This window comes from Streptomyces sp. CAU 1734 (assembly GCF_039888735.1).
Lineage (GTDB): Bacteria > Actinomycetota > Actinomycetes > Streptomycetales > Streptomycetaceae > Streptomyces.
The window spans coordinates 69,357-90,863 of record NZ_JBDQQP010000001.1; the positions used below are offsets into that span (position 1 = coordinate 69,357).

The window sequence follows — 21,507 nt, forward strand, 5'->3', positions numbered from 1 at the left end:
ATTGTCAGACCCTGCTGACAGACTCGAATCCATGAACGAACCACGGGCTCGCTGGGCCCTGACGGCGGCGGAGGGGGACGGGGCGCGGCTCGTCCCCCTCGGCCCCGGCGGGGTGGCCGGGGGCCCGGTGGTGACGGAGCCCGACCTGGTGGCGGCGGTGCGGTCGCGGCCCTGGGTGGAGCGATGGGTGTGGCGCTCCACGGCCGAGATCTATCCGCGGCTGCTGGCGGCCGGGGTGCGGGTGGAGCGGTGCTACGACATCGAGTGCGCGGAGCAGCTGCTCCTCGCCCATGAAGGGCGGCTCGGGGAGCCCCGGTCCGCGGCGGCGGCCCTGGCCCGGCTGCGGCACCAGCCGGTGCCGCCGGATCCGCCGCAGCGGGCGGCCGAGCCCGGCTCGCAGTCCTCGCTCTTCGAGCCGCAGCCCGTGCCGGTCCCGCTGGAGTCCCTGCTGGAGGTGTACGGCGAGCAGCTGCGCCGGCACGAGACGGCGGAGCATCCGGGGCGGCTGCGGCTGCTGACCGCCGCCGAGTCGGCGGGGATGCTGGTGGCCGCCGAGATGAACCGCGCGGGGCTGCCCTGGCGGGCCGATGTGCACCGCCGGGTCCTGACGGAGCTGCTGGGCGAGCGGTACGCGGGCGGGGGCGAGCCGCGCAGGCTGGCGGAGCTGGCCGACGAGGTGTCGGCGGCCTTCGGCCGGCGGGTCCGGCCCGATCTGCCCGCCGAGGTGGTGAAGGCGTTCGCGGGGGCCGGGGTGCGGATCCGGTCCACCCGCCGCTGGGAGCTGGAGGAGATCGACCATCCGGCGGTGCGTCCGCTGATCGAGTACAAGAAGCTCTACCGACTCTGGGTGGCCCATGGCTGGGGCTGGCTCCAGGACTGGGTGCGCGACGGCCGGTTCCGGCCCGGCTATGTGCCCGGCGGCACCGTCTCGGGGCGGTGGACGACCAAGGGCGGCGGGGCGCTCCAGCTCCCCAAGGTGATCCGGCGCGCGGTGGTCGCGGACGAGGGATGGCGGCTGGTGGTCGCCGACGCCGACCAGATGGAGCCCAGGGTGCTGGCCGCGATCTCCCGCGATCCGGGGCTGATGGAGGTCGCGGGCCATGGCGGCGATCTGTACACGGTCCTCTCCGACCGGGCCTTCTCCGGCGACCGCGAACACGCCAAGCTCGCCCTGCTCGGCGCGGTCTACGGGCAGACATCGGGCGACGGCCTCAAGAATCTGGCGGCGCTGCGGCGCCGCTTCCCGGCGGCGGTGGCCCATGTCGACGACGCGGCCCGCGCGGGCGAGGAGGGCCGCCTCGTACGGACCTGGCTCGGCAGGACCAGTCCCCCGGCGGCGGGCGCGGGCGACACCGGCGAGGCGGGCCTGCCACAGGAGGATCCGGGGGCCGGCGGAGAGAGCGAGGGCCGGGGCTTCGTACCGGGCCACTCCTCGTCCGACGCCCGCGCGCGGGGCAGGTTCACCCGGAATTTCGTGGTGCAGGGCAGTGCCGCCGACTGGGCGCTGGTGCTGCTCGCCGCGGTGCGCCGGGCGACCGCCGGGATGCGGGCGGAGCTGGTCTTCTTCCAGCACGACGAGGTGATCGTGCACTGTCCGGCGGAGGAGGCGGACGCGGTGGTGAGGGCGATCGGGGAGGCGGGGGATCTGGCGGGGCGGATCGTCTTCGGCGAGACCCCGGTGCGGTTCACCTTCACCACGGCGGTGGTGGAGTGTTACGCGGACGCGAAGTGAGCCGGGCGGCGGGCCCGGGGCGCCGGGTCCGCAGCGCGGGGCGTTGAGTCCGGGGCGCGGGGCGTTGAGTCCGGGGCGCGGGGCGTTGAGTCCGGGGCGCGGGGCGTTGAGTCCGGGGCGCCGGGTCCGGGGTGCGGGGCGCCGGGTCCGGGGCGCGCGGTGGTGTGCCCGCGCCGGTCCGGGTGCCGGAGCCCTCCGCCCGGCCCGCGCGCGCCCGCGCTCGACGGCGCGCGGGCGGAGCACCGCCGGATGACCCGGCCATCCGTGCAGACCATCAGTGCATCAGTGCATCGGGAGATCCGGCCATCAGGAGATCGGCCGTGACGCGGCGCGGACCGGCGGCGTTGGCCATGCGCCAGGAAACAGGCACACCGAGACGGGGCTTGTATGAAACAGCGCGGCACGAGGCCGGCGGATCAGCGGGAACCGGAGCGGAAACGGCGCCGGGGCGAGAAGACCGACGAGGCCGGCGCCGCGGAGAGGAACGAGTCCGGCGAATCGGAGGAGATCTCCGACTCCGAGCGGCTGCTCTTCGGCGGGCCCCTCCGCCATGACTCGGGGTACGGCCGCCACAGCGGCTCCTTCCTGGAGCTGAATCTCCGCTCCATGGTGGCGCGGATGCCGCGGCTGATCGCCTCCACCATCCGGCTCGCCGACCGGGCCGACCCGCGCGCGCTGCGCCGGGTCGCGGGAGCGGAGCTGGGCGGCGGGGTCGCCCAGGCGGTCGGCCTGGTCGCGGTCAATCAGGTCCTCGTCCATCTGCTGGGGAGCGGTGACACCGGCGACCGGCTCGCCGCCGCGCTCCCCTCCTTCGCCGCGGTCGCGGTGACCGCCCTGATCGGCGCGGTGCTCCGGTCGGTCTCCACGGCGGGCACGGGCAGGCTGGAGCCGAAGGTGTTCCGGGTGGCCACCGAGGAGTATCTGGAGCGGGTGGCCCGGGTCGAGCTGGAGGCGGTGGAGGACGAGGAGTTCCACAAGCTGCTGGACTCGGCGCAGTGGGGCGCGGAGTCCGCCCGCCGGATGATCAGATTCTGTACCTCGGTGGCGGGCGCCGGTATCTCGCTGATCGCGGCGGCCGGGGTGCTGACCGTGCTGCACCCCGCGCTGCTGCCGCTGCTCGCGCTGATGACCCTGCCCAGCGCCTGGAGTTCGCTGACCATCGCCCGCCGCCGCTATGTCTCCTTCCACACCTGGGTACAGCACGCGCGCGCCGGCCAGCTGCTGGGGCGGCTGCTGATCGACGCGCAGGCGGCGCCCGAGGTGCGGGTGCACAACATCGGCCCGTTCCTGCTGCGGCACTTCCGCACCATGGCGGAGACCGGCGAACGGGAGCAGACCCGGCTGGCCTCCCTGGCGGCCCGCACCGGTCTGGTCGCCTCCGGCTGGACCGGGGTCACCACGGCCGCCGCGTACGGCACGCTCGGTCTGCTGCTGTGGACGGGCGCCATGGATCTCGCGGTGGCGGGTACGGCGGTGATCGCCATCCGCACCGGGTCCGCGAATCTGGAGGCGCTGGTCGTCCAGGTCAACTACCTCTACGAGGAGAGCCTGTTCGTGGCGGATCTGGAGCGGCTCTGCCATGAGGCGGACCGCCGGCTGATCCCGTCGGACGGCTGCCCGCTCCCCGCCGAGGTGCGGTCGATCCGCTTCGAGGATGTCTCCTTCACCTACCCGGGTGCCGCCGGGCGGCCGGCGCTGGACAAGGTGAGCATCACCATCCCGGCGGGCCGGATCATCGCACTCGTCGGCAGCAACGGCAGCGGCAAGTCGACCCTCGCCAAGCTGCTCTGCGGGCTGTACGCACCGGACTCGGGCCGGATCATGTGGGACGGGGTGGACGCGGCCGGGGCCGACCGGCACGAGCTCTTCGACCGGATCGCGGTGGTGGCCCAGGACTTCTACCGCTGGCCCTTCACCGCCCGGATCAATGTGGCGATCGGCCGCCCCGGCGCGCCCTGCGAGGACGCCCGGCTGGACGCGGCGGCGGAGTACGCCGGGGCCGGCGAGACGATCGCCTCCCTCCCGCGCGGCTGGGACACCCTGCTCGCCCGGGGCTACATCCCGCGCGGCTGGGACACCCTGCTCGCCCGGGGCTACAAGGGCGGTCACCAGATCTCCGGGGGCCAGTGGCAGCGCCTCGGCATCGCGCGGGCCCGCCACCGCGATGCCGGGATCCTGGTGGTGGACGAGCCCACCAGCGCCCTGGACGCGGAGGCCGAACAGCGGGTCTTCGACCGGATCAGGGCACTCGCGGCGGAGGGGCAGACGGTCCTGCTGATCACCCACCGGCTGCACAGCGTCCGGCACGCGGACGAGATCTGCGTACTGGAGGAGGGCAGGGTGAGCGAGCGCGGTTCGTTCGACGAGCTGATGGCGGCCGAGGGAGTCTTCCGCCGGATGTATCTGATCCAGTCGAGCCAGTATCTGTACGAGGAGGACGGCGCGGCCCCCGTACCCGGGCAGCGGGGGCGCGCCCCCGCGGACACGGGCACGGGCGGGTAGGGCGGCTCAGGCCTCGAAGAGGTCCCGCAGCTTCGCCTCGTCCTCCTTGGAGAGATTGCTGCGGATCAGCTCGGCACTCCCGGCGGGGAATGACTCGTGCACCCGGTCGACCACCGCGTCCGAGGTGAGGAGGAAGAGCGCGGAGGTGCCGGGCTCGACCTCGTTGCGGACACCGGCGATGAAGTCGTCGTCGATCCCGACATCGGCCAGCGACCCGCCGAGCGCCCCCGCCGCCGCGCCCACGGCCGCACCGAGCAGCGGCACGAAGAAGATCAGGCCGAAGAGCATCCCCCAGAAGGTGCCGGAGAGCGCGCCGGTGGCGGCGAGGTTGTGGAGCTGCTTGGTCTTCGGCTTCTTGGCTCCGGCGGGCCAGGTCACCACCGCGGCGTCATGGATCTGGATCAGACTCTGCTTCTGGAGCGAGAGCAGGGTCTCCTCCACCTGGGCTGCGCCCTCGGGGGTGGGGAACTTCCAGGCGGTGAGCGTGGCCACGGTGTCTCCTTCTGGGGGCTGGTCCGGTGAAGGCCGCGCGGATCACGGCGGGCGCGGCCATCCCTCGCCGCACCGCACGCCTCGGTGCCGGGCCGCCGCGGTCGCACGGCACCATCTCAGCACCGGTGGACGTTTCGCGCATTTTGTACGCCGCCGGTATCGGCTCCCGCGACCAGGGCGTCCGGACCGGCCGCCCCCCCTTCACCCGGTCCCGCGCCCTCACCCGTATGGGTGAATTCACCCGGCCACCGGCGGAATTGATGTCGCACCGGTGATCCCCTTGACCGTGCCCGGCCGGGGAGAGCCGGGTATCCGGCAAGGGGAAGAGCGGCTGTCATGCGTCCGGGCAGGTTTCAGGAATTCGTCATCGGACTGGCCGAGAGCAGCGGCGCCGCGACCGGCGCGCGGTTGCTCACCGAGGCGGGAGGTGCCGTGGTGCCCTGCGGGGTGGCCATCGGCACCGGCGGCGAGGAATCCGAGTGGGGGATCCTCGGACAACTGCCGGACGGCGCCAAGCACGACGGCTTCGACGACACTCCGGTGCACGGCGAGCCGGTCGCGCCCGGCGACGGGCCGCGGACCGGCGACGAACCCGAGGCATGGCTGGCCGCGCTGCTCGCGCGGGCGCAGTCGCCGGAGATCGCGGGCGTCGAACGCTGGTCGGTGCGGGAGGACATGCGGCCCGGCTATGCCGGGGTGACCGTCCGGTTCCACAACAGCGCCCGGGTCTTCGTCCGGCTGCTCTGACGCCGCCCCGGAGCACCGCGCCGCCGGCTCAATCGCCCTTGTCCTCCGCGAGGGTGTGCGCCACCAGGGCATTGGCATGACCGTGCCCCAGGCCGTGCTCCGACTTCAGCCAGGCGACGAGCTCCATGTGCTTGGTCAGGGGCGAGGAGCGGATCAAGTCCTTCCACTCCGCGATGGGGCGGCCGTGCTTCTTCTCGATCGAGGGGAAGTAGGAGGCGGGGCCCTTCACTGTTTCCGTCATACCGTGAGTCTGGCATCTGCCACTGACAGTGCGGTGTGCTTGCGGCGGGGTGCGGGTGACGCCTTGCGGGGTGCGTTGTCCGGGGCTCCGCCCTGGGCCCGGCGCCTCAATCGCCGGCGGGGCTCTTGTGTGTGCGGGTTGCCCGTATCCCCGGGCGGGGTGCTTGTTGGTGCGGGTTGGGTGCCGCTCCGGTTCGGCACTGGGGCTGCATGATTTACGGCGCATGTACCGCCCTTGTTTTGGTCTTTCTCCTGTGCGCCACAAATCACGCTTGACGCCCCAGTACCGCTCCTGCGCGTCCCCCCTTCCGCGAGTAAGCCCAGTGCGTGATGACGGTGCTTTGCCCGTCCGCGCGTTCCGGGACGGTTTCACAAGGCGGGGAACCCCGGTCCGGAAGGTCACCCGTGGGTGGGTGGGTGAGGGGCGTCAGAGTGGGCGGGTGCTTCTGGGCGGGCGCTCCCGTACGAGAACAAGCCCGGGGGCGGTGGGGGGCCGCTTATCGGGCAACGCTCGTGGAGGGGGTGTGCAGGGTCGTCCCCGGAAGAGCCGGCGGTAAGACCCGGGTACGCAAAGCAAGGACCCGAGTTCCGCCGGCTCTGAGGAGTCGAGCCCGGAGGACCCCCGGGCCGCCATAGGGCAAGGCGTCCCGCCCCGTACCCGCGCACCGGACACGACCGGGCTGGACAAGACCCCGAGGCACCGCAAGGCGCCGAAGGCGTCTGAAAGCCCGCACCCCCGGCAACCCGAACAACACAAGCGACGATGCGACACCGCCCCCACACCGACCCGCACCCGCGAACGAGAGCAAGCAAATTCAGCCTCGCCGGCGTTTGAGGCGCCGGGGCCGGGGCGGAGCCCCGGGAAAGGACCCGCACCCCGGGCAAGGGCGCACCACACCCCGCCCCGCCGGAGGCACCCGCGCCGGGCCCGGGGCGGAGCCCCGGAAAAGCACCCGCACCCCGGGCGACCCGAACGACGCGGGCGAGGACGCGACACCGCCCGCACCAACAGACAGCAGCACCAAACTCAGCCCCGCCGGCGATTGAGGCGCCGGGTCCGGGGCGGAGCCCCGGAAGAGCACCCGCACCCCGGGCAAGGGCGCACCACACCCCGCCCCGCCGGAGGCACCCGCACCACGGGGCGAGGGTGCACAAGATCCGGCCCCGCCGGAGGCACCCGCGCCTCAGATGTCCAGTGTCCCCCCGGCTCGTTCCTCCGGCTCCACCTCCGGGCACAGCCGCGACACCAGCGACGAGAGCTCCTGGCGGCAGAGCCGCACCCCCGCGCCCGGCGCGGAGACCACCGCCCGCAGCTGATCCGCGACCGGCGGAGTCGCGAGGTACTCCCTGACCGGGGGGGTCTTCAGGGCCTCGCGGCAGAGCAGGGTGAGCAGATCGGGTGTGCCGCCGGTCGCCGAGTACCAGAGCGGGTCGAGCGGGGCGTCCGAGGGGAGGCGGCCGGAGCGGGCCGCCGCGATCAGGGCCATGCCGGTCTCCTGGGGATGCCAGGGGTCGACCCCGGCGCGTTCGACCTCGGCCAGTGACTCCTCCAGGGCACGCCGGCTCCAGTCGCCGGCCGGCAGCCAGGTCGCCGCCCAGGAGATCGCGGCGGCATGCGGCACCGTGTTGGGCGCCAGCGCCGGGGGCGTATCGGGGACGCAGTGCCCGTACCCTGTCTCCGTCAGCAGCTGGGCCGCCCAGCCGATCGTGGCCCAGTGCCCCCGCGGGTTCACGACCAGGGCGCGGTCCGCGGTCTTCGCCAGCAGCTCCCCCAGCGCGGGGGCGAAGAGGTCCACCGGCTCGTCGGCGTGGTGCAGGGAGCGCAGCAGCCGCACCCCGTCACCCAGCCCCAGCGACTCGGCCAGGATCCGGGGTTCCTTGGAGGCGAGGAGATCCGCGATCCGGTCGACGATGTCCTGCCGGCCGGTCAGCCGCATGATGGTGATCAGCCGGGGCAGTACCCGCAGATCGGGCCGCATGGCGAGATCCAGGCGCCGGAAGAGCTTGCCGTCATCGATGCAGGCGGCCAGCTGCTCCCCCCAGAGCGGCTCCCAGACATAGCTCAGGGTGAGTACCTCCTCGATGGCGCGCGGACCGGCCATCAGCGGAAGGGTGACCGCCCAGCGGCTGTTGACCAGGTTCTTCATCCAGCTGATCCGCTCCTCCCGCGGCATCAGGCCCATCGGGGCGAGCCGGCGGCCGATGTTCCCCTGGAGGATGGGGTCCTGCTCATGCCCGAAGATCTCCCGGAAGGTCCGCCAGCGGCTGCCCATCGCGCGCAGGGATTCCAGCGACTTCCGGCCGGTGCCGGGGACGCACTTGTCCAGGGCGGAGAGCAGATCCGCGGTCAGTGCCGGCTCGATCACGCTGCTGACCAGCCGGTCCTGCGCGTCGGTGAGTTTCTGGCCGTTGTCGTGGGTGAGCCGCTCCACCGCGACGGCGGCGGCCGAGGGGTCGAGTTTGCGCAGATTGGTGAGGGTGTCGGTGAAGGAGCCGGTCCTGCGGCTGTCCCGGATGAGCTTGGCCCAGTCCCGGCCGGGGTCCGCGCGGGACAGCTCCTTGAGCACGATCGCGGTCGCGTCGCGGTGGCCGCCGGTGCGCAGGGTCTCGGCGATGATCCGGAGCTTCTGCGCCACATGGGAGGCGTGGTCGGAGATCATGCCCTGCACGGCGCGGTCCAGCGAGATCCGGCGGCCGAACTCCTTTCCGATGCCCGGGTCGATCGCGAGGGCCAGCCGGTGGGTGTACACCATGCTCTGCGGGTCGATGCCGGGGTTGACCATCCGTGAGCAGAGGAGCTGGGATTCGAGCAGCCCGGCGAGCCGGGCGAGGAAGTCCTGGCCGAAGTAGTCGTCCTCGATGAGCAGCATCGCCAGCCTCGGCCCCCAGGGGCGGGCGGCGCCGCGCTGGGCGCGCAGGCTGGAGACCACCAGCCGCAGGGCGTGTTCCTCCAGGTCGCCCCGGTAGTCGGCGCCCGCCTCCCACAATCCGTGCAGCAGGTGGTACGCCACGGAGGGCCGGCGTTCGTTCTCCAGGATGCGCCGGGCGAAGTCCGCGCCCAGCTCGCGGCTGAGCCGGTAGGCGAATCCCTCCTTGGTGTCCCGGTAGAGGTCGTCGGCGCGGCTGGCCGCGCTGAGCAGCATCCCCGCGCCGCGGCCGTCGTCGAGGCTGTCGACGGTCCGGGCGAGGTCGCGGACGAGGCCGGCGTCGGCGACGAGGCCGGTCCCGGAGGTGCGGTAGAGCAGGGACTTCACGGTGGCGCCGTGGATGTTGCGGACGGTGTCGATGAGGATCGCCGCCTCGGCCGGCGACGCCGCCTTGAGCGTCAGCGCCAGCAGCCGGGCGGGCCTGAGGCGGTTGAGCAGCCGGTTGCAGAGGCCGCGGTTGATCCGCGCCAGATCGGCGAGGGCGGTGCTGATCTGGATGGCGTCCGCGCGGGCGAGTCCGGAGCGGATCTGGCCCTCGTACGACTGGATCAGGCTGTTCCAGTCCGCGCCGCCGTCGAAGTGCAGCCGCAGGGCCATCCAGGAGAGCACCGCGCCGAGCGGGGTGTCATGGGTAGGGTGGTGGGAGAGGAGTTCCTGGGCGGGCTTCAGCAGCGGGCGGGGCGGGCTGCGGTAGACCCGGGGCTCGGGCTCGGCGGCGTCCCATGCCTCCCTCGTGCGGTGGAAGAGTTCGTTGTCGAGCCGCCGGATGTGGCTGAGGTCGGACTGGCTGCGCGGGTCGGCGGCCCGGATCAGGGCGTCGGCCCGGGATTCCAGCCAGGAGCAGACGGTCTCGGGGGGTGCGGTGTCGTCGCCCGCGAGCCGCAGCAGGGCCCTGCTGAGCCCATAGCGTTCGGAGATGGTGGAGGCCCGGCCGAGTACGGCGTCCAGCCCCCCGCCGGTGCCGGCCCAGGTGAAGAGGGTGCTGGTCACGGAGGGGTCCGGGAGCCAGTACTGGAAGTCCCAGAGCACCTTGAGGGCGGTGGTCAGCTCGCTCACGGTCAGTGCGGGCGTGTCGGGGATCCGGGCGATGACCCCGGGCAGCGCCGCCGCGATCCAGGTGGGTTCGTTGTGCTTCTTGCAGAGCCGCAGCAGCCCCAGCGCGGTGGGCGGATGGGCGCGGGAGGCCCAGTCGATGACGGCGGCCCGCAGGGCGGGACGGTCGAGGAGTTCGGAGAGCCGCTCGGGCGAGTAGGTGGCGCAGTTGACGATGAGCGCCCGGACGCGCTCCTGGTGGTCGTCGGCGAGCAGCCGGACCAGATACTCCTCGGTGTGCGCGAGCAGACCGCCGGTGCCGCTCGGGCTGAACTCGGCCAGTACGGCCTCGGCGCGGACCCGGCTGGCGATCTGGGTGAGCCCGCCCGATGAGGCCACGCCCAGGGAGCGCCGGGCGGTGCCGGAGAGGGTGCTCACATAGGCGTCGGGCACCGCCTCGTCCAGCATCGACACGGCGGCCAGCATGCGGACGGCGGAGATCTCGTCCGGGCCGAGTGTGCCGCGGACCCTGGCGGCCTGGCGCCGCAGCAGCCCCTCGGCGGCCCCGCCGGTCCGCCCCGGGCCGGACGACCGCTGGGCGGGTACGGAGGCCACGGCTCCGTCCGGCTCAGGGGCGGCGGCCGGCCCGCCGTCGGCCCCCTCGGCCTGCCCGGCGGCCGTCTCCCCGGGTGCCATCTCCTCCGCGTCCGCCCGGAGCAGATCGGTCAGTACGCGCAGATCGCCCTGGCATGCCTCGACGGCGAGGGAGATGCGCTCCTCGCCGGGGAGTCCGTACACCTCCGGGTGTTCGGCGACGAGCCGGTCGGCGAGCGCGCGCCGGTCCTCGTTCCGGACCTGGGTCACATACGCGGTGACCCCGTGGTTGTCCCAGTCGGTGGTGGCGCCGCCGACATAACGGGTGAGGGCGAGTACGCCGATCTTGAGCCGGCGGAGCGAGGACAGCGCCTGTCCGATGTCGCCCCCGCCGATGGCGTACAGATCCTCCAGTACGACCAGGGTCCGCCCGCCGCTGTCGGTGTCGGTGGCCCAGAGCGCGGCCCGCACGATACGGGGCAGGTCGTCGGGGTCGGGCAGCTGATGGCGGGTGGGCGAGATGACGACGGTGCGCCAGCCCGCCGCCTCCAGCCGGGCGGTGAGCTGCCGGGCGCAGACCGACTTTCCGCTGTTGCGGGTGCCGGACTGGATGACCCCGGCGAGCGGCCGTTCGGCGAACCGGTCCGCGAGCCAGCCGGTGTGCTCCAGTTCGACGAGGGGGTGTCCGTCGCCGCGCAGCCAGTCCGTGCCGTCCGCGGCCGACGCCGCGGGGTGCAGGATCTCCCACTGGTGGGTGGCGAGGGTGTCCCGGGCCCAGCGGCGCCGGGCATCGTCCCAGCTCTCGCCCCAGAGCAGCCGGGCGGCGCCGGCGAGTGACGGGTCGGCGTCGGCGCGCACCTCGCCGCCGGTCCGTATCCGCCAGCCGTCCTCGTCGCGCCAGAGAATGCCGGTGCCGTCCGCCGCCACCGGTTCGTGGATCCCGCCGAGCCGGGGGTACACCGTCCACGCGCCGTCGTCCGAGCAGCCCGCGACGGGCAGTACGCGCAGTGCGGTGGGGGTGGGGAGCTCCGCCTCCCGGGCCAGATAGCCGAGGGCGAGCGCGGCGGCGCAGGCGCCGGGGGCGACGACGGAGGGATTGAGCACACCGTCCGGGTCGAGATCGGCGGTCACCCGGGGCGGCTGGGGGCGGCCGAGGTCGGCGATGAACCCGCGGGTGACATCGAGCGCCCGCTCGATCTCGCCGACGACGGCGGGGGGCAGCGCGCTCCAGGCGGCGCGCACCGCGCTGTACCCGGGCCGGGGGCTGTCGTCCGCGCCGGAGCCGAAGACGACACCGGCGCGGGTGGTCACCGTCCAGTCGGCGACGGGTTCGAGGAGCAGCTGGACGGTGGCGGGGGTGTCGGGGGATCCGGTCCGCTGCTCCGGGATGTGCGCCGGGGGTTCCTCGTACTCCCCCGGGGCCGTGCCGGGCGCCTCGTCCTCCCCGGCGGTGAGCAGATCGCAGAGCTCGCCGAGGAGTTCGCCGTCGAGTCCGGCGGAGAGCGAGGCCGGGGCGGCGGAGCCGGAGTCGGCGGAGGCCGGATCGAGGTAGTCGGCCAGCAGGGCGCCGGGGCCGATCAGCCGCCGCTTCTCGCCCTCGTACTCGAAGGGGCGCACGGGCAGCGGCCCGTGCCGCAGCGAGCGCCGCCCGGTGTCGATCACGGTTCTCAGCAGCTGCTCGGTGCGCGCCGGGTCCGGCGGCTGCGGTCCGGCGACGACGGTCGCCAGGGCGTGCAGGGCCATCCGCAGCTCCTGGGCGGTGGCGCTCCCGTCGCGGGCGGGGCGCGGGCGGAGCTGTTCTGCCGTCACGATGTTCTCCTCGGCTGTGCGGTCGTTCGGTCGCCCGTCACTGCTGACAGAGCGGTCGCCGCGCCCGGGCAGCGGTCTCGGCGCTGGGAGGGTGCCGCCGCCCGGCGGTATGCGGCGGAATGGGAGAGTTCGAAGGGCCCGCGGTGCCCGCGGGATTCACGGAATACGGAGGGTCCACGGGGGCTTGCGGGGCTCACAGGACGCGCGGCTCACCGGGGTCGGAGGGTTCACAGGGCTCGGAGGATCAGAGGGTGATGTCGACCACCCCGGCATCCGTGCCCACCAGAACCCGGTCGCCCGAGGGGCTGAGGTCGGCCGAATTGACGCCGATGCCCAGTTCCAGGCTGTACGGGGTGCTCCCGCCGCCGTCCAGCGGGGTCAGCTGGATGTCGCCGTACTGCCCGGTGCTCACCAGCACCCGGCCGTGGCGCCCGGCGCGCACGCGCAGTTCGGCGACCGGGCCGCTGTGGGTGGCGATCTGCCGGCCGCCGTGTCCGCTCCAGGGGGTGCGGCGGACCGTGCCGTCGCCCGCGCCGGTGAAGACGCCGGCGCTGTCGGCGGCGATGGCCTTCAGCGCCTGGCCCTGCGGCGGGGTGAAGGTCCGCAGCCATTCGCCGTCCGAGCGCCAGACGCTGACATCGGTGGCGGTCATCCCGGCCACCAGATCGGTGTCGCCCACCCGGGCGGTGGCCGCGCCGCCGAGCCGGCGCCCGACGCGCGGCACGACGGCCCCGGTGACCTTGGCCTCCCGCCACTGCCAGCCCTCGGTGCCGGCGATGAGCAGCCCGCCGCCCGACTGCGCGCAGGTGACGAGACGGCAGTTGAGGCCGAGGCCGTCGATGACCTTGAATCCGCCGTTGTCGTCCAGGCTCTGGATCCAGGCCGAACCGTCGATCTGCCCGGCGAAGACACAGGGCCGCCCGGCGAGATCGATGACGGACGCGGTGGTGACCGGGGAGCGGCCGGGTGTGCCGAGCCGGGACCAGCCGGGCGCCCGCGCCTCCTCGGGAGTGCCCCGGCCGGTCCGCCAGAAGCCGTAGTCGGTCGCGGTGAGCAGGGTGGACTCGTCCACGCAGAAGACGGCGGCGGAGGGATGGCGCTCGACCAGGGAGGGCCGCCAGCCGGAGGTCCACTCGGCGGCCCGGACGGCCAGTTCGCCCAGCGAGTGGATCTGGGCGAGGAGGGCGATACGGGAAAGGGTGTGCCCGTCCCAGCGATTGGTCCCGTACAGCTGCTCGCAGAGCGAACGCACCCGGCCCGCCTTGTCGTCCGGGTGGTCCGAGGCCCGGATCAGGGCCCGGCGCAGCGTCTCCGCGTTCATGGCGAGGACGAACTCGGGATCGTCGAGATAGGAGTCGAGCACCCCGGCGAGCCAGGCGTGGAGGGGGAAGTGGTCACGGGTGTAGCGGTCGGCGGCGGACCAGTCGTGGGAGCCGGGAGAGCGGGTCGGCAGCCGTTCGCACATGGCGCGGACGAAGGCGGCATGCACGGAGGGCGCCTCGGCCGCCTGGACCAGATAGCGGCCGATCGGCGCACGCTCGAACCGCCAGCCGGCTCCGTGCATCTCGTCCTCCGGGACGGCGAGGAACTCACCGGCCAGTTCCTGAAGCAGCTTCAGGTCGGACTCGCCCACCTTCGGCCGGCCGGAGGCCCGTACGACCGCGGCCCACAACTCGCCGTCGGCCGGCAGGCCGCCCCCCTGGCCGAACGCGACCGGCAGCAGCAGATCCCTGGCCCACCGGTGGTCGTCCGGATCGACTCCATCGGCGTCGAGCGACTCCAGTTTCTCGAAGAATAGCTGCGCGGAGGAACGCTCCGCATAGACTCCGACAACCGCGGGATCGCTCGGACTGTGGCGGATCGCGAAGAGATACGCCTGGAGCCAGGATCCGCCGGCGGCCTCGGCGACGGCCTCCGCGACGGCCGTGATCGCCTCGCGCCCCACCCCGCCCCACCGGGAGTCCCGGCGATGGCAGAGGATCTGCTGCACCAGGCGCGCGATATCGCCGTCCTCGGTGAACTCCGGTCCGTCCAGCGCCAGCTGTTCCCCGGTGAACCCGGGCAGGACCCGGCTCCAGGCCATGACCAGCCGTACCCCCGGGATCCGGCCGAGGGGTTCGAGCAGCTCCCCCACGAGCTCGTCCTCGTCCGCCGCGGCCTCGACCGAGTCGACACAGATCCGCAGCGGCCCGGGGAGCTCGGCGAGGGCGGCCACCAGGCCCGGCACATCGGTCTTCGTGCCGGTGCGGTAGTGGGCGGCCAGCTTCCGGGCGACGGAGGTCACGGGCATGCCCCGGGCGTCCACCAGTACATCGACACAGCCTTCCGGCGGGAATTCGGGGGCCCCGGGGCCGGGGGTGAGCGGCTCGCCGCAGGAGGCGGTGTGCACCCAGTCGAGCAGCACCGACTTGCCCCGGCTGGCGGCCCCGGTCACCGCGAGCCCGCCCGGCCGCGCGGTCTCGGAGGTGAGGTGGGCGACGATCCGCCGGGAGGCCGCGGCGCGTCCGCAGAACGCCCAGCCGGTGCCCGGCCCCTCCTCCTGCGGGCGGCGCACGGTGGGAGGTTCGTACCGGGGATTGGGGAAGGCCCGGCTCTCCCCCGCGGGCAGCATGTTGCGGACCGGCACGGGAACCCCGGAGAGATCCCCCATCCGGCGTTCGAGCTCCTTGTACAGCTCCTGCTGGCCGATCCAGGGCTGCTGCTCACCGGCGGGCGGATTGCGCAGGGCGGCGGCGAGGGAGGAGGCGAAGTGGAGCTGCTGCGCCTGGTCGGTCCGCTCCACGGCCGCGATGACGGTGATGACGGGCAGCCAGCGGCCCTGGGCGCGCAGCCGGGCGAGCTCCCGGTCGAAGACCTCGACGGCCATGCCGGCGAAGCAGAAGTCCAGCAGGACGACGATCTCGCGGGGGCTGTCGGCCTCGGCCCGGATCAGCAGCGAGACCAGGTCCTCCACGGTGAGCTGGGTGGCGCGCTGCCGCAGTCTGCTGTCGGCGGCGGCTATCCACAACTGCTCGTCGTGGATGACTCCGTGGCCCGAGTAGTAGAAGACCAGCACATCGGGCGGGATCCCGGCGTCGCCGCCGGTGACGGCCCGCTCCAGCCCGTGTCTGAGCTCGGCGACCGTGGGGTTGAGCCGGGACTCGGGGTGGATCGACAGCTCGGCGGTCTCGGTGAACACGGCCCGCATCAGGCGCAGCTCGTCCGGCACCCGCCACAGGGGGTCGAACCCCTCGGCGAAGGTGCCGGTCCCGGCCACGAGGGCGACCCGGCCCGACCGCCGGACCGCGCTCTCCCCGTACAAGCCCTGCCCGTACGAACCCTTCCCGGAGGAACCCCGCCCGGTCGGGCTCTTCACGGACGCGACCTGCCCGGACGCGACCTGCCCGGACGGACCCTCGTACGGCACGGGTGTCTCCCCCGGCACCTCAGCGCCTCAGGGCGTCGGCGACTCCCTCGGCCACCTCGGTGGTGGTGAGGTAGCGCAGCGCGTTGTGGCCGCCGAGAATGATCCGGCCGATCCCCGAGTTCACCACGGACCGGTCCTCGATCCGGTCCCCGAAGGCGGGGGCCAGCTCCTTCACCAGGGCGACGGGGTCGTCCTCGGCGGCGACATTGATCCACCGCTTGACCTTGGGCCACTCGCGGCGCCCGTCGGGCTCCAGCCCGGGCAGCAGCCGGTCCTGGATCTCCCGGATTCCGAGCGGCGACCCGAGGGTGATGAAGGTGTCGACATTCCAGTCGCGGCGGTGGGCGCAGAGCGCCTCGTACGCGACGACCGAGCCGAGCGAGTGCCCGATGATCACCCGGGTCTCGGGGGTGACCACCCGCCGGAACCGCTCCAGGGCGCAGGCCCGCACCGTGTCGTTCTCGTCGAGATAGCGGCGCACCTGGCGGGCCAGATGGATGACCACCCTGGCCGGCGGCCTGCCGAGCCGGTCCGACCCCTCCAGCTTCCGCAGGAAGTCCTGGGTGTGCCCCTTGGGCCCCTTGCCCTTGGGTCCTTCGCCGCCGGGGGACGGATCCTCCGCCCCGTCCGCCAGCACCTCCAGGAACCGCTTCTCCCAGGGGTCGCGGACATCCCCGGCGCGCAGGGGCGGAATCCCGGCGAACTCGTCCTCGGGGATGGTTCCCTTGGCATTCCGGCTGCGGTAGCAGTTGCCGTAGAACACGGCGTCGACCCGCTCGGGCGCGGGCACGGGCACGATGGTGTCCGTCATGCCCAGGCGCAGCGCCTCGTACCAGTCGGTGAGAGCTGTCTCGCGGTGTTTGAACTGGTATCCGATGCCGTGGCACAGGACTACTTCGGTCATGCCGTTCCCCCCGTCAATGCCCGAGAATTATAGGCTTGTTGTCGATGCCGGGGGGCGGATCCGGACAGGGTTCCGCCGGGTATCGGACTCTCTTCGTGCCCTTCCGTCACTTCATTCCCTTCCCTCCCGCCGCCGGTCATCGCGGCCGGCGGTTGAATCCAAACAGCTAAGCGGATTAGTCTTCCCCGGAAGCCGGACACCCTCCCGGGTGGCGGCGGAGGTGCCGCCGCGTCCGTGTCTCCTGGCCGGGGCCGGGGCGGCGGGATCCTCCCGGCCGGCGGTCGAGGAATAAGGAGCCCAGCACCGTGGCGTCCCACCGTCGTGCCAAACAGCCCAGTCCCGTGTACGCGTCCGTGATCACCGCGACAGCCGCCGCGGCCGTCGCCGTGTCGGCGCAGACGGCCTCGGCCGACCCCCTGCCGGACCCCACCAAGAAGGGGACCCAGGCGCAGATAGACCGGCTCTACGAGGAGGCCACCCAGGCCACCGAGGAGTACAACGGAGCCAAGGAGTCCGCCGAGCGGCTCCAGAAGCAGGTCAGGGACCTCCAGGCGTCCGCCGCCCGCCAGCAGGACGGGCTCAACCAGCTCCGGAACCGGCTGGGTTCGATCGCCGCGGCCCAGTACCGCAGCGGCGGGCTCGACCCCTCCATGCAGCTGCTGCTCTCCTCCGATCCCGACGAGTACCTCGCCCGGGCCTCCGCGCTGGACAACCTCAGCGCCCAGCAGGCGTCCGAGCTGGCGCAGTACCGGTCGCAGCAGCTCGATCTCCAGCGGCAGCGGACGCAGGCCACCCGGAAGCTGGACGGGCTGCGCGAGACCCGCGAGGAGCTCGGGGACAAGAAGCGGGAGATCCAGGACAAGCTGGCGAAGGCGCAGCGGCTGCTCAACTCCCTCACCTCCGCCGAGCGGGCCGAGCGGGCCGCCAAGGAGGAGCGGGCGAACCGGGACAGCGACCGTGCCGACCTCGGCAATGAGGCCGGTGCCACCCAGCGGGCCACCGCCGCCTTCAACGCGGCCAAGAGCCGGGTCGGGATGCCCTATGTCTGGGGGGCCACGGGTCCCGGCTCGTTCGACTGCAGCGGGCTGACCTCATGGGCGTTCAAGCAGGCGAATGTCTCCATTCCCCGTACGTCACAGGCCCAGGCCCAGATCGGCACCAGGATCAACTCGCTGAGCGCGCTCAAGCCGGGCGACCTCATCATCATGCGCACCGACCTGAGCCATGTGGGGTTCTACGCCGGGAACGGGCAGATCCTGCACTCCCCCAAGCCGGGCGCGCAGGTCCGCTACGAGTCGATCGCCCGGAGCGGGATGCCGTTCATGTGGGGCGTACGCATCTGAGGTACGGGCCCCGGGCGCGGGCTCGGGAGAGGCCGGGCGGTCCGTGCGCGCCAGCCCGAGGAGGGCGGCGGCGCAGCCGAGGCCGAGCGCGATCAGCGCCAGCCAGGGGAGTGCGGACATCCCGGCGGCCCGGGACGCGTCCAGCGCCGCCCCGGTGAGCAGATTCCCGAGGGTGATCCCGATGCCGCAGATGGTGTTGTGGAGCCCGTAGTGGGTGGCCACCAGCCGGTTCCCGGAGAGCCTGACGATGGTGTCCATCTCGAAGGGGTACGCGATCATCGTCCCCAGCGCCAGCAGCAGGGCGGCGAGCGCGGGCGGCACGGCGGCCGTCAGCCACCGGCCCGGGCCGGCGTCCGGCACCGGAAGCGCGGTCGCCGCCAGCAGGGGCACAAACGCCGCACCCATGATCAGCACACCCCGCGAGAGCGCGGCGCCCGGTGTCATCCGTGCCTTGCACCAGGCGGTGATCCTCGTCTGGAAGGCGATGGTGCTCAGCCCCGATACGGCGAAGAGCACCGCCACCGCCACCGTGCCGAACCGCCCGTCCCCTCCCAGGCGCCGCACTTCCAGCGGGAGCGCGAGATAGACCTGGAAGGTCAGCACATACGAGCCGACCATGGCCAGCGAGAAGAGGATGAAGGGCCGGTTGGCGAGAATGCCGCGCCACTGGGTGAGCAGCCCCTCCCGCCGGCCGTCCGGACGCTCCCGCGCGTCACCGCCCCGGCGGGCCGGAAGCGCCCGGATCTGCACCGCGCTCAGCACGGCGAATATCCCCGCCGCCGTCAGACAGGTGACCCGGAATCCGACCCCGGTCAGCACCATGCCCACCAGCGGCCCCAGCAGGATTCCGGCCTGGTAGAAGACGTTGAACAGGGCGAACGCCTCCACTCTGCGATCCCCCGCGTCCGCCGCCAGATAGGCCCGGGTGGCCGGGTTGAAGAGGGCCCCGGCCAGCCCGGTGGCGGCGGAGGCGGCGATCAGCGCGGGGACGGAGTCCACCAGCCCGAGGGTGGCGAACCCGGCGACGCGCAGCGCCATTCCGGAAATGATCATCGGCTTGTAGCCGAACCGGTCGGCCAGCGCCCCGCCGAACAGGAACATGCCCTGCTGGCTGAAATTGCGCACTCCGAGGATCAGTCCGACGATCCAGCCCGCGAGCCCGAGCGGACCCGCCAGATGGGTCGCGAGATAGGGCATCAGCATGTAGAAGCCCAGATTGATGGTGAACTGATTCACCATCAGCAGCTGCACGCTCCGCTCGTATGTGCGGACCTGTGCGATGGTCCCCCTCATCCGTCCTCGCCCCTCGTGTCCTTGACGTCGTCCCGCGCTGAGGCCGGGAGGGAGAGCGGATCCACCACGGTGGCGCAGCGGGTCCAGCGGGTGACCTCCTTCTCGTCCAGCCGGCCGATCACCTCGGGTTCGGAGGCCGGCGGCGAGTCGAGCAGACCGTGCGCGGCGCAGTAGTCGTCGTCGTACACGGTGCCCAGATAGCGCTGCGGGCCATCGGGGAAGACGGCCACCGTCCGGGTCTCCGCCGGCAGCGTCCGGGCGAGCCACCCCGCCACCAGGGCGACCGCGCCGACGCTCCAGCCGCCGGTGGCGTAGTGGGAGCCGGCGAGTTGACGGCAGGCCCACACCGCCTCGGCGGGGGCCACCCAGTGCACCTCGGAGAAACTGTCGTGGGCGACATTGCGGGGGTGGATGCTGGAGCCCAGCCCGCGCATCAGCCGGGTGCGGGCGGGCTGGCCGAAAATGGTGGACCCGATGGTGTCCACGCCCACCAGAGTGAGCTCGGGGTAGAGCTGCCGCAGCACACGGGAGACGCCCGCGGAGTGTCCGCCGGTGCCCACACTGCACACCAGGACGTCGATGTGCCCGAGCTCGGTGGCGAGTTCGAGGGCGAGCGGTGTGTAGGCGCTGGTGTTGTCGGGGTTGTTGTACTGGTCGGGGCACCAGGCTCCCGGATGCTGCTCCAGCAGCCGGGCCACCCGGTCGCGGCGGGCCTGCTGCCAGCCCCCGGTGGGGTGCGCCTCGGAGACCACATTGACCTGGGCGCCGTACGCGGTCAGCAGCCGGGTCATGGACGCCTCGAGGCCGGGGTCGGTGACCAGGGTGACCGGATGCCCGTGGACCATGCCGGCGAGGGCGAGGCCCAGGCCGAGGGTGCCGCTGGTGGATTCGATGATGCGGGCGCCGGGCCGCAGCTCGCCGCGGGCCCGGGCGCGTTCGACCATGTGCAGTCCGGGACGGTCCTTGATGCCGCCGGGGTTGAAGCCCTCCAGCTTCGCCCAGAATCCGCGCCCGGCCGGGGCGAGTGGCTCGGAGATACGGAGCAGCGGGGTGTTGCCGACCAGCCCGGAGAGGGCCGAGCGGGCGGGAGGGGTGGTATCGGTGATGGGGGAATGCATGGCTTCGCTCTCGTTCGGTGGTGCGCGTCGGGTACTCGCTGAGGGGCAGCCGTGCGGGCTGCGCGGGCGAGCGGCCTAGATGCGCCACCGGCAGACGGCGGTGAGGGTCGCGCGGCCGGATCCGGACAGATGGGGTCTGCCGCGGTTCGGCGGTACGGCGCCGGCTTCCGCGGCCGTACCCGCGGCCGTACCCGCGTCCGTGGCGGCGTCCGTGGCGGCGGCGGGCGGAGCCGTCTCCGGTGCGGACCGTGTCTCGCCCGGAGCCTGCGGAACGAATCCGGGGAAGGCACAGTCGAAGGCGCCGTGGTGATGTGAATGCGCGGGGTCGCCCGCGGAATGGTGTGTAGTGAATTCAGCCGCGGCGGAGATGCCCTCGGGGCCGGCGGTATCGGCATGTCCGACGGGATGTGCGGGCATACCGGAAGGCGAATCACCGGCCGGGAGGAAAGGGGACGAACAGTGGAACGCCGCGAGCAGGAGAAAGCCCAGAATTCCGGCCACTAATCGGCCCGGGGCGGGCCGCTTCCGGCGTACGGGGTGAAAGGGAGGAAGGCGGTACATGTGTCCTTCACAGGGCAGTCGCATTCCCGGCCCGGGGCGGCGGCGGTGATATCCGCGGCGGCGCGGTGCGGGGGAGGACAGCCCGGGGAGGGGCGAGCTGTCCGCCGGAACACGGCGGGGGCGGGGTGTGCGGGGGCGCGGGCCTCAGGGGCTCCTCGGTCGCGGCGGCACGGGGCCGTCCGGAATCCGCCCGGCCGTCTACACCCTGAGTACGGCCGGTGCTCCGGAATGCGCCGCCGGCGGGGCGGCCGGCCCGGTGGCCTGCGAGAACCCGCCCGGGGCAGCCCGGCGGGAGGCGGCAGGCGCACCGGCGGAAGGGGCCGGGCAGGGCGCCTCCACGACGACTCCCCGCGAGTCCGCTCCGGGTGCGCATTCGTGTGCCGGGTGCCCCGGCCCCTGATGCGCCGAGTGGGCCGGTCCGTGCGCGCCGGAGTGGGGCGGGCGCATGACCGCGCCGCCCGTACCGCCGTCATCGGCGGCGGATGCGGTGAGGGTGGCGGACACGGCGGGGAATTGAGGGGCGGCGCTCACCGCGGAACTCTTCGGCGCGCTTCCATGCCCCCAGAGCAGACCGATGAGCAGAAGAGCCAGTCCGGCCAGGCGCAGCGGACCCGTTGACGAACGGGCCTTTCCTGCATGCCGATGAGACCGGACTGTCATCATGCCGTGATCCTAGCGCCTCATTCACGCGATGGGAAAACGCCGCCCCGCATGACGGACCGTCAATATCTTTACCGGGGCGCATGGTTCCCGGATGTCCGGAATTCAGCCGCCCAGTCGGCGGGAAAGGTTCGGATGGATGAATTT

10 protein-coding genes and 1 pseudogene are annotated in these 21,507 nt (G+C 73.0%); 4 read left to right on the forward strand and 7 right to left on the reverse strand.

The window, feature by feature from the left end; translation table 11 throughout:
- Positions 1–31: 31 nt before the first annotated feature.
- Positions 32–1,732, forward strand: a complete 1,701-nt coding sequence (locus tag AAFN69_RS00320; protein ID WP_347726161.1) for a bifunctional 3'-5' exonuclease/DNA polymerase — start codon at positions 32–34, stop codon at positions 1,730–1,732.
- Positions 1,733–2,119: 387 nt separating this feature from the next.
- On the forward strand, positions 2,120–4,234 hold the full coding sequence (locus AAFN69_RS00325; protein WP_347726162.1) for an ABC transporter ATP-binding protein: 2,115 nt from the start codon (positions 2,120–2,122) through the stop codon (positions 4,232–4,234).
- 6 nt (positions 4,235–4,240) lie between these two features.
- Here the strand turns inward: AAFN69_RS00325 and AAFN69_RS00330 are convergent, their stop codons facing one another.
- Complete coding sequence (locus AAFN69_RS00330; RefSeq protein WP_347726163.1) at positions 4,241–4,726, reverse strand: DUF1269 domain-containing protein; 486 nt, start codon at positions 4,724–4,726, stop codon at positions 4,241–4,243.
- Positions 4,727–5,062: 336 nt separating this feature from the next.
- Here AAFN69_RS00330 and AAFN69_RS00335 point away from each other — a divergent pair, with 336 nt between their 5' ends.
- The gene (locus AAFN69_RS00335) at positions 5,063–5,473 is read left to right on the forward strand and encodes a hypothetical protein (RefSeq protein WP_347726164.1); all 411 of its coding nucleotides are present in this window, start codon (positions 5,063–5,065) and stop codon (positions 5,471–5,473) included.
- A 28-nt stretch (positions 5,474–5,501) separates the two neighbouring features.
- Here the strand turns inward: AAFN69_RS00335 and AAFN69_RS00340 are convergent, their stop codons facing one another.
- The 4 genes from AAFN69_RS00340 to AAFN69_RS00355 all read right to left on the reverse strand — a co-directional run bounded on the left by AAFN69_RS00340 (position 5,502) and on the right by AAFN69_RS00355 (position 16,385).
- On the reverse strand, positions 5,502–5,714 hold the full coding sequence (locus tag AAFN69_RS00340; protein WP_347726165.1) for a DUF4287 domain-containing protein: 213 nt from the start codon (positions 5,712–5,714) through the stop codon (positions 5,502–5,504).
- A gap of 1,183 nt (positions 5,715–6,897) precedes the next feature.
- Positions 6,898–12,075 (reverse strand): hypothetical protein, encoded by a 5,178-nt coding sequence (locus tag AAFN69_RS00345; RefSeq protein WP_347726166.1) that lies wholly within the window; start codon positions 12,073–12,075, stop codon positions 6,898–6,900.
- A gap of 244 nt (positions 12,076–12,319) precedes the next feature.
- Positions 12,320–15,481 (reverse strand): hypothetical protein, encoded by a 3,162-nt coding sequence (locus AAFN69_RS00350; protein WP_347726167.1) that lies wholly within the window; start codon positions 15,479–15,481, stop codon positions 12,320–12,322.
- Positions 15,482–15,500: 19 nt separating this feature from the next.
- A complete protein-coding gene (locus tag AAFN69_RS00355; RefSeq protein WP_347726168.1) occupies positions 15,501–16,385 on the reverse strand; it encodes a hypothetical protein in 885 nt (294 codons plus the stop codon).
- Positions 16,386–16,690: 305 nt separating this feature from the next.
- Here AAFN69_RS00355 and AAFN69_RS00360 point away from each other — a divergent pair, with 305 nt between their 5' ends.
- A complete protein-coding gene (locus tag AAFN69_RS00360) occupies positions 16,691–17,728 on the forward strand; it encodes an NlpC/P60 family protein (RefSeq protein ID WP_347726169.1) in 1,038 nt (345 codons plus the stop codon).
- Positions 17,729–17,770: 42 nt separating this feature from the next.
- Here the strand turns inward: AAFN69_RS00360 and AAFN69_RS00365 are convergent.
- Together AAFN69_RS00365 and AAFN69_RS00370 are read right to left on the reverse strand one after the other, a co-directional pair.
- Positions 17,771–19,021 (reverse strand): annotated as a pseudogene (locus AAFN69_RS00365) (MFS transporter); the annotation flags it as partial.
- Positions 19,018–20,139 carry a PLP-dependent cysteine synthase family protein gene (locus AAFN69_RS00370; protein WP_347726170.1) on the reverse strand — a complete coding sequence of 374 codons (1,122 nt, stop codon included), beginning with the start codon at positions 20,137–20,139 and terminating at the stop codon, positions 19,018–19,020. The gene AAFN69_RS00370 and the pseudogene AAFN69_RS00365, both read right to left, overlap by 4 nt.
- Between the last annotated feature and the right edge of the window lie 1,368 nt (positions 20,140–21,507).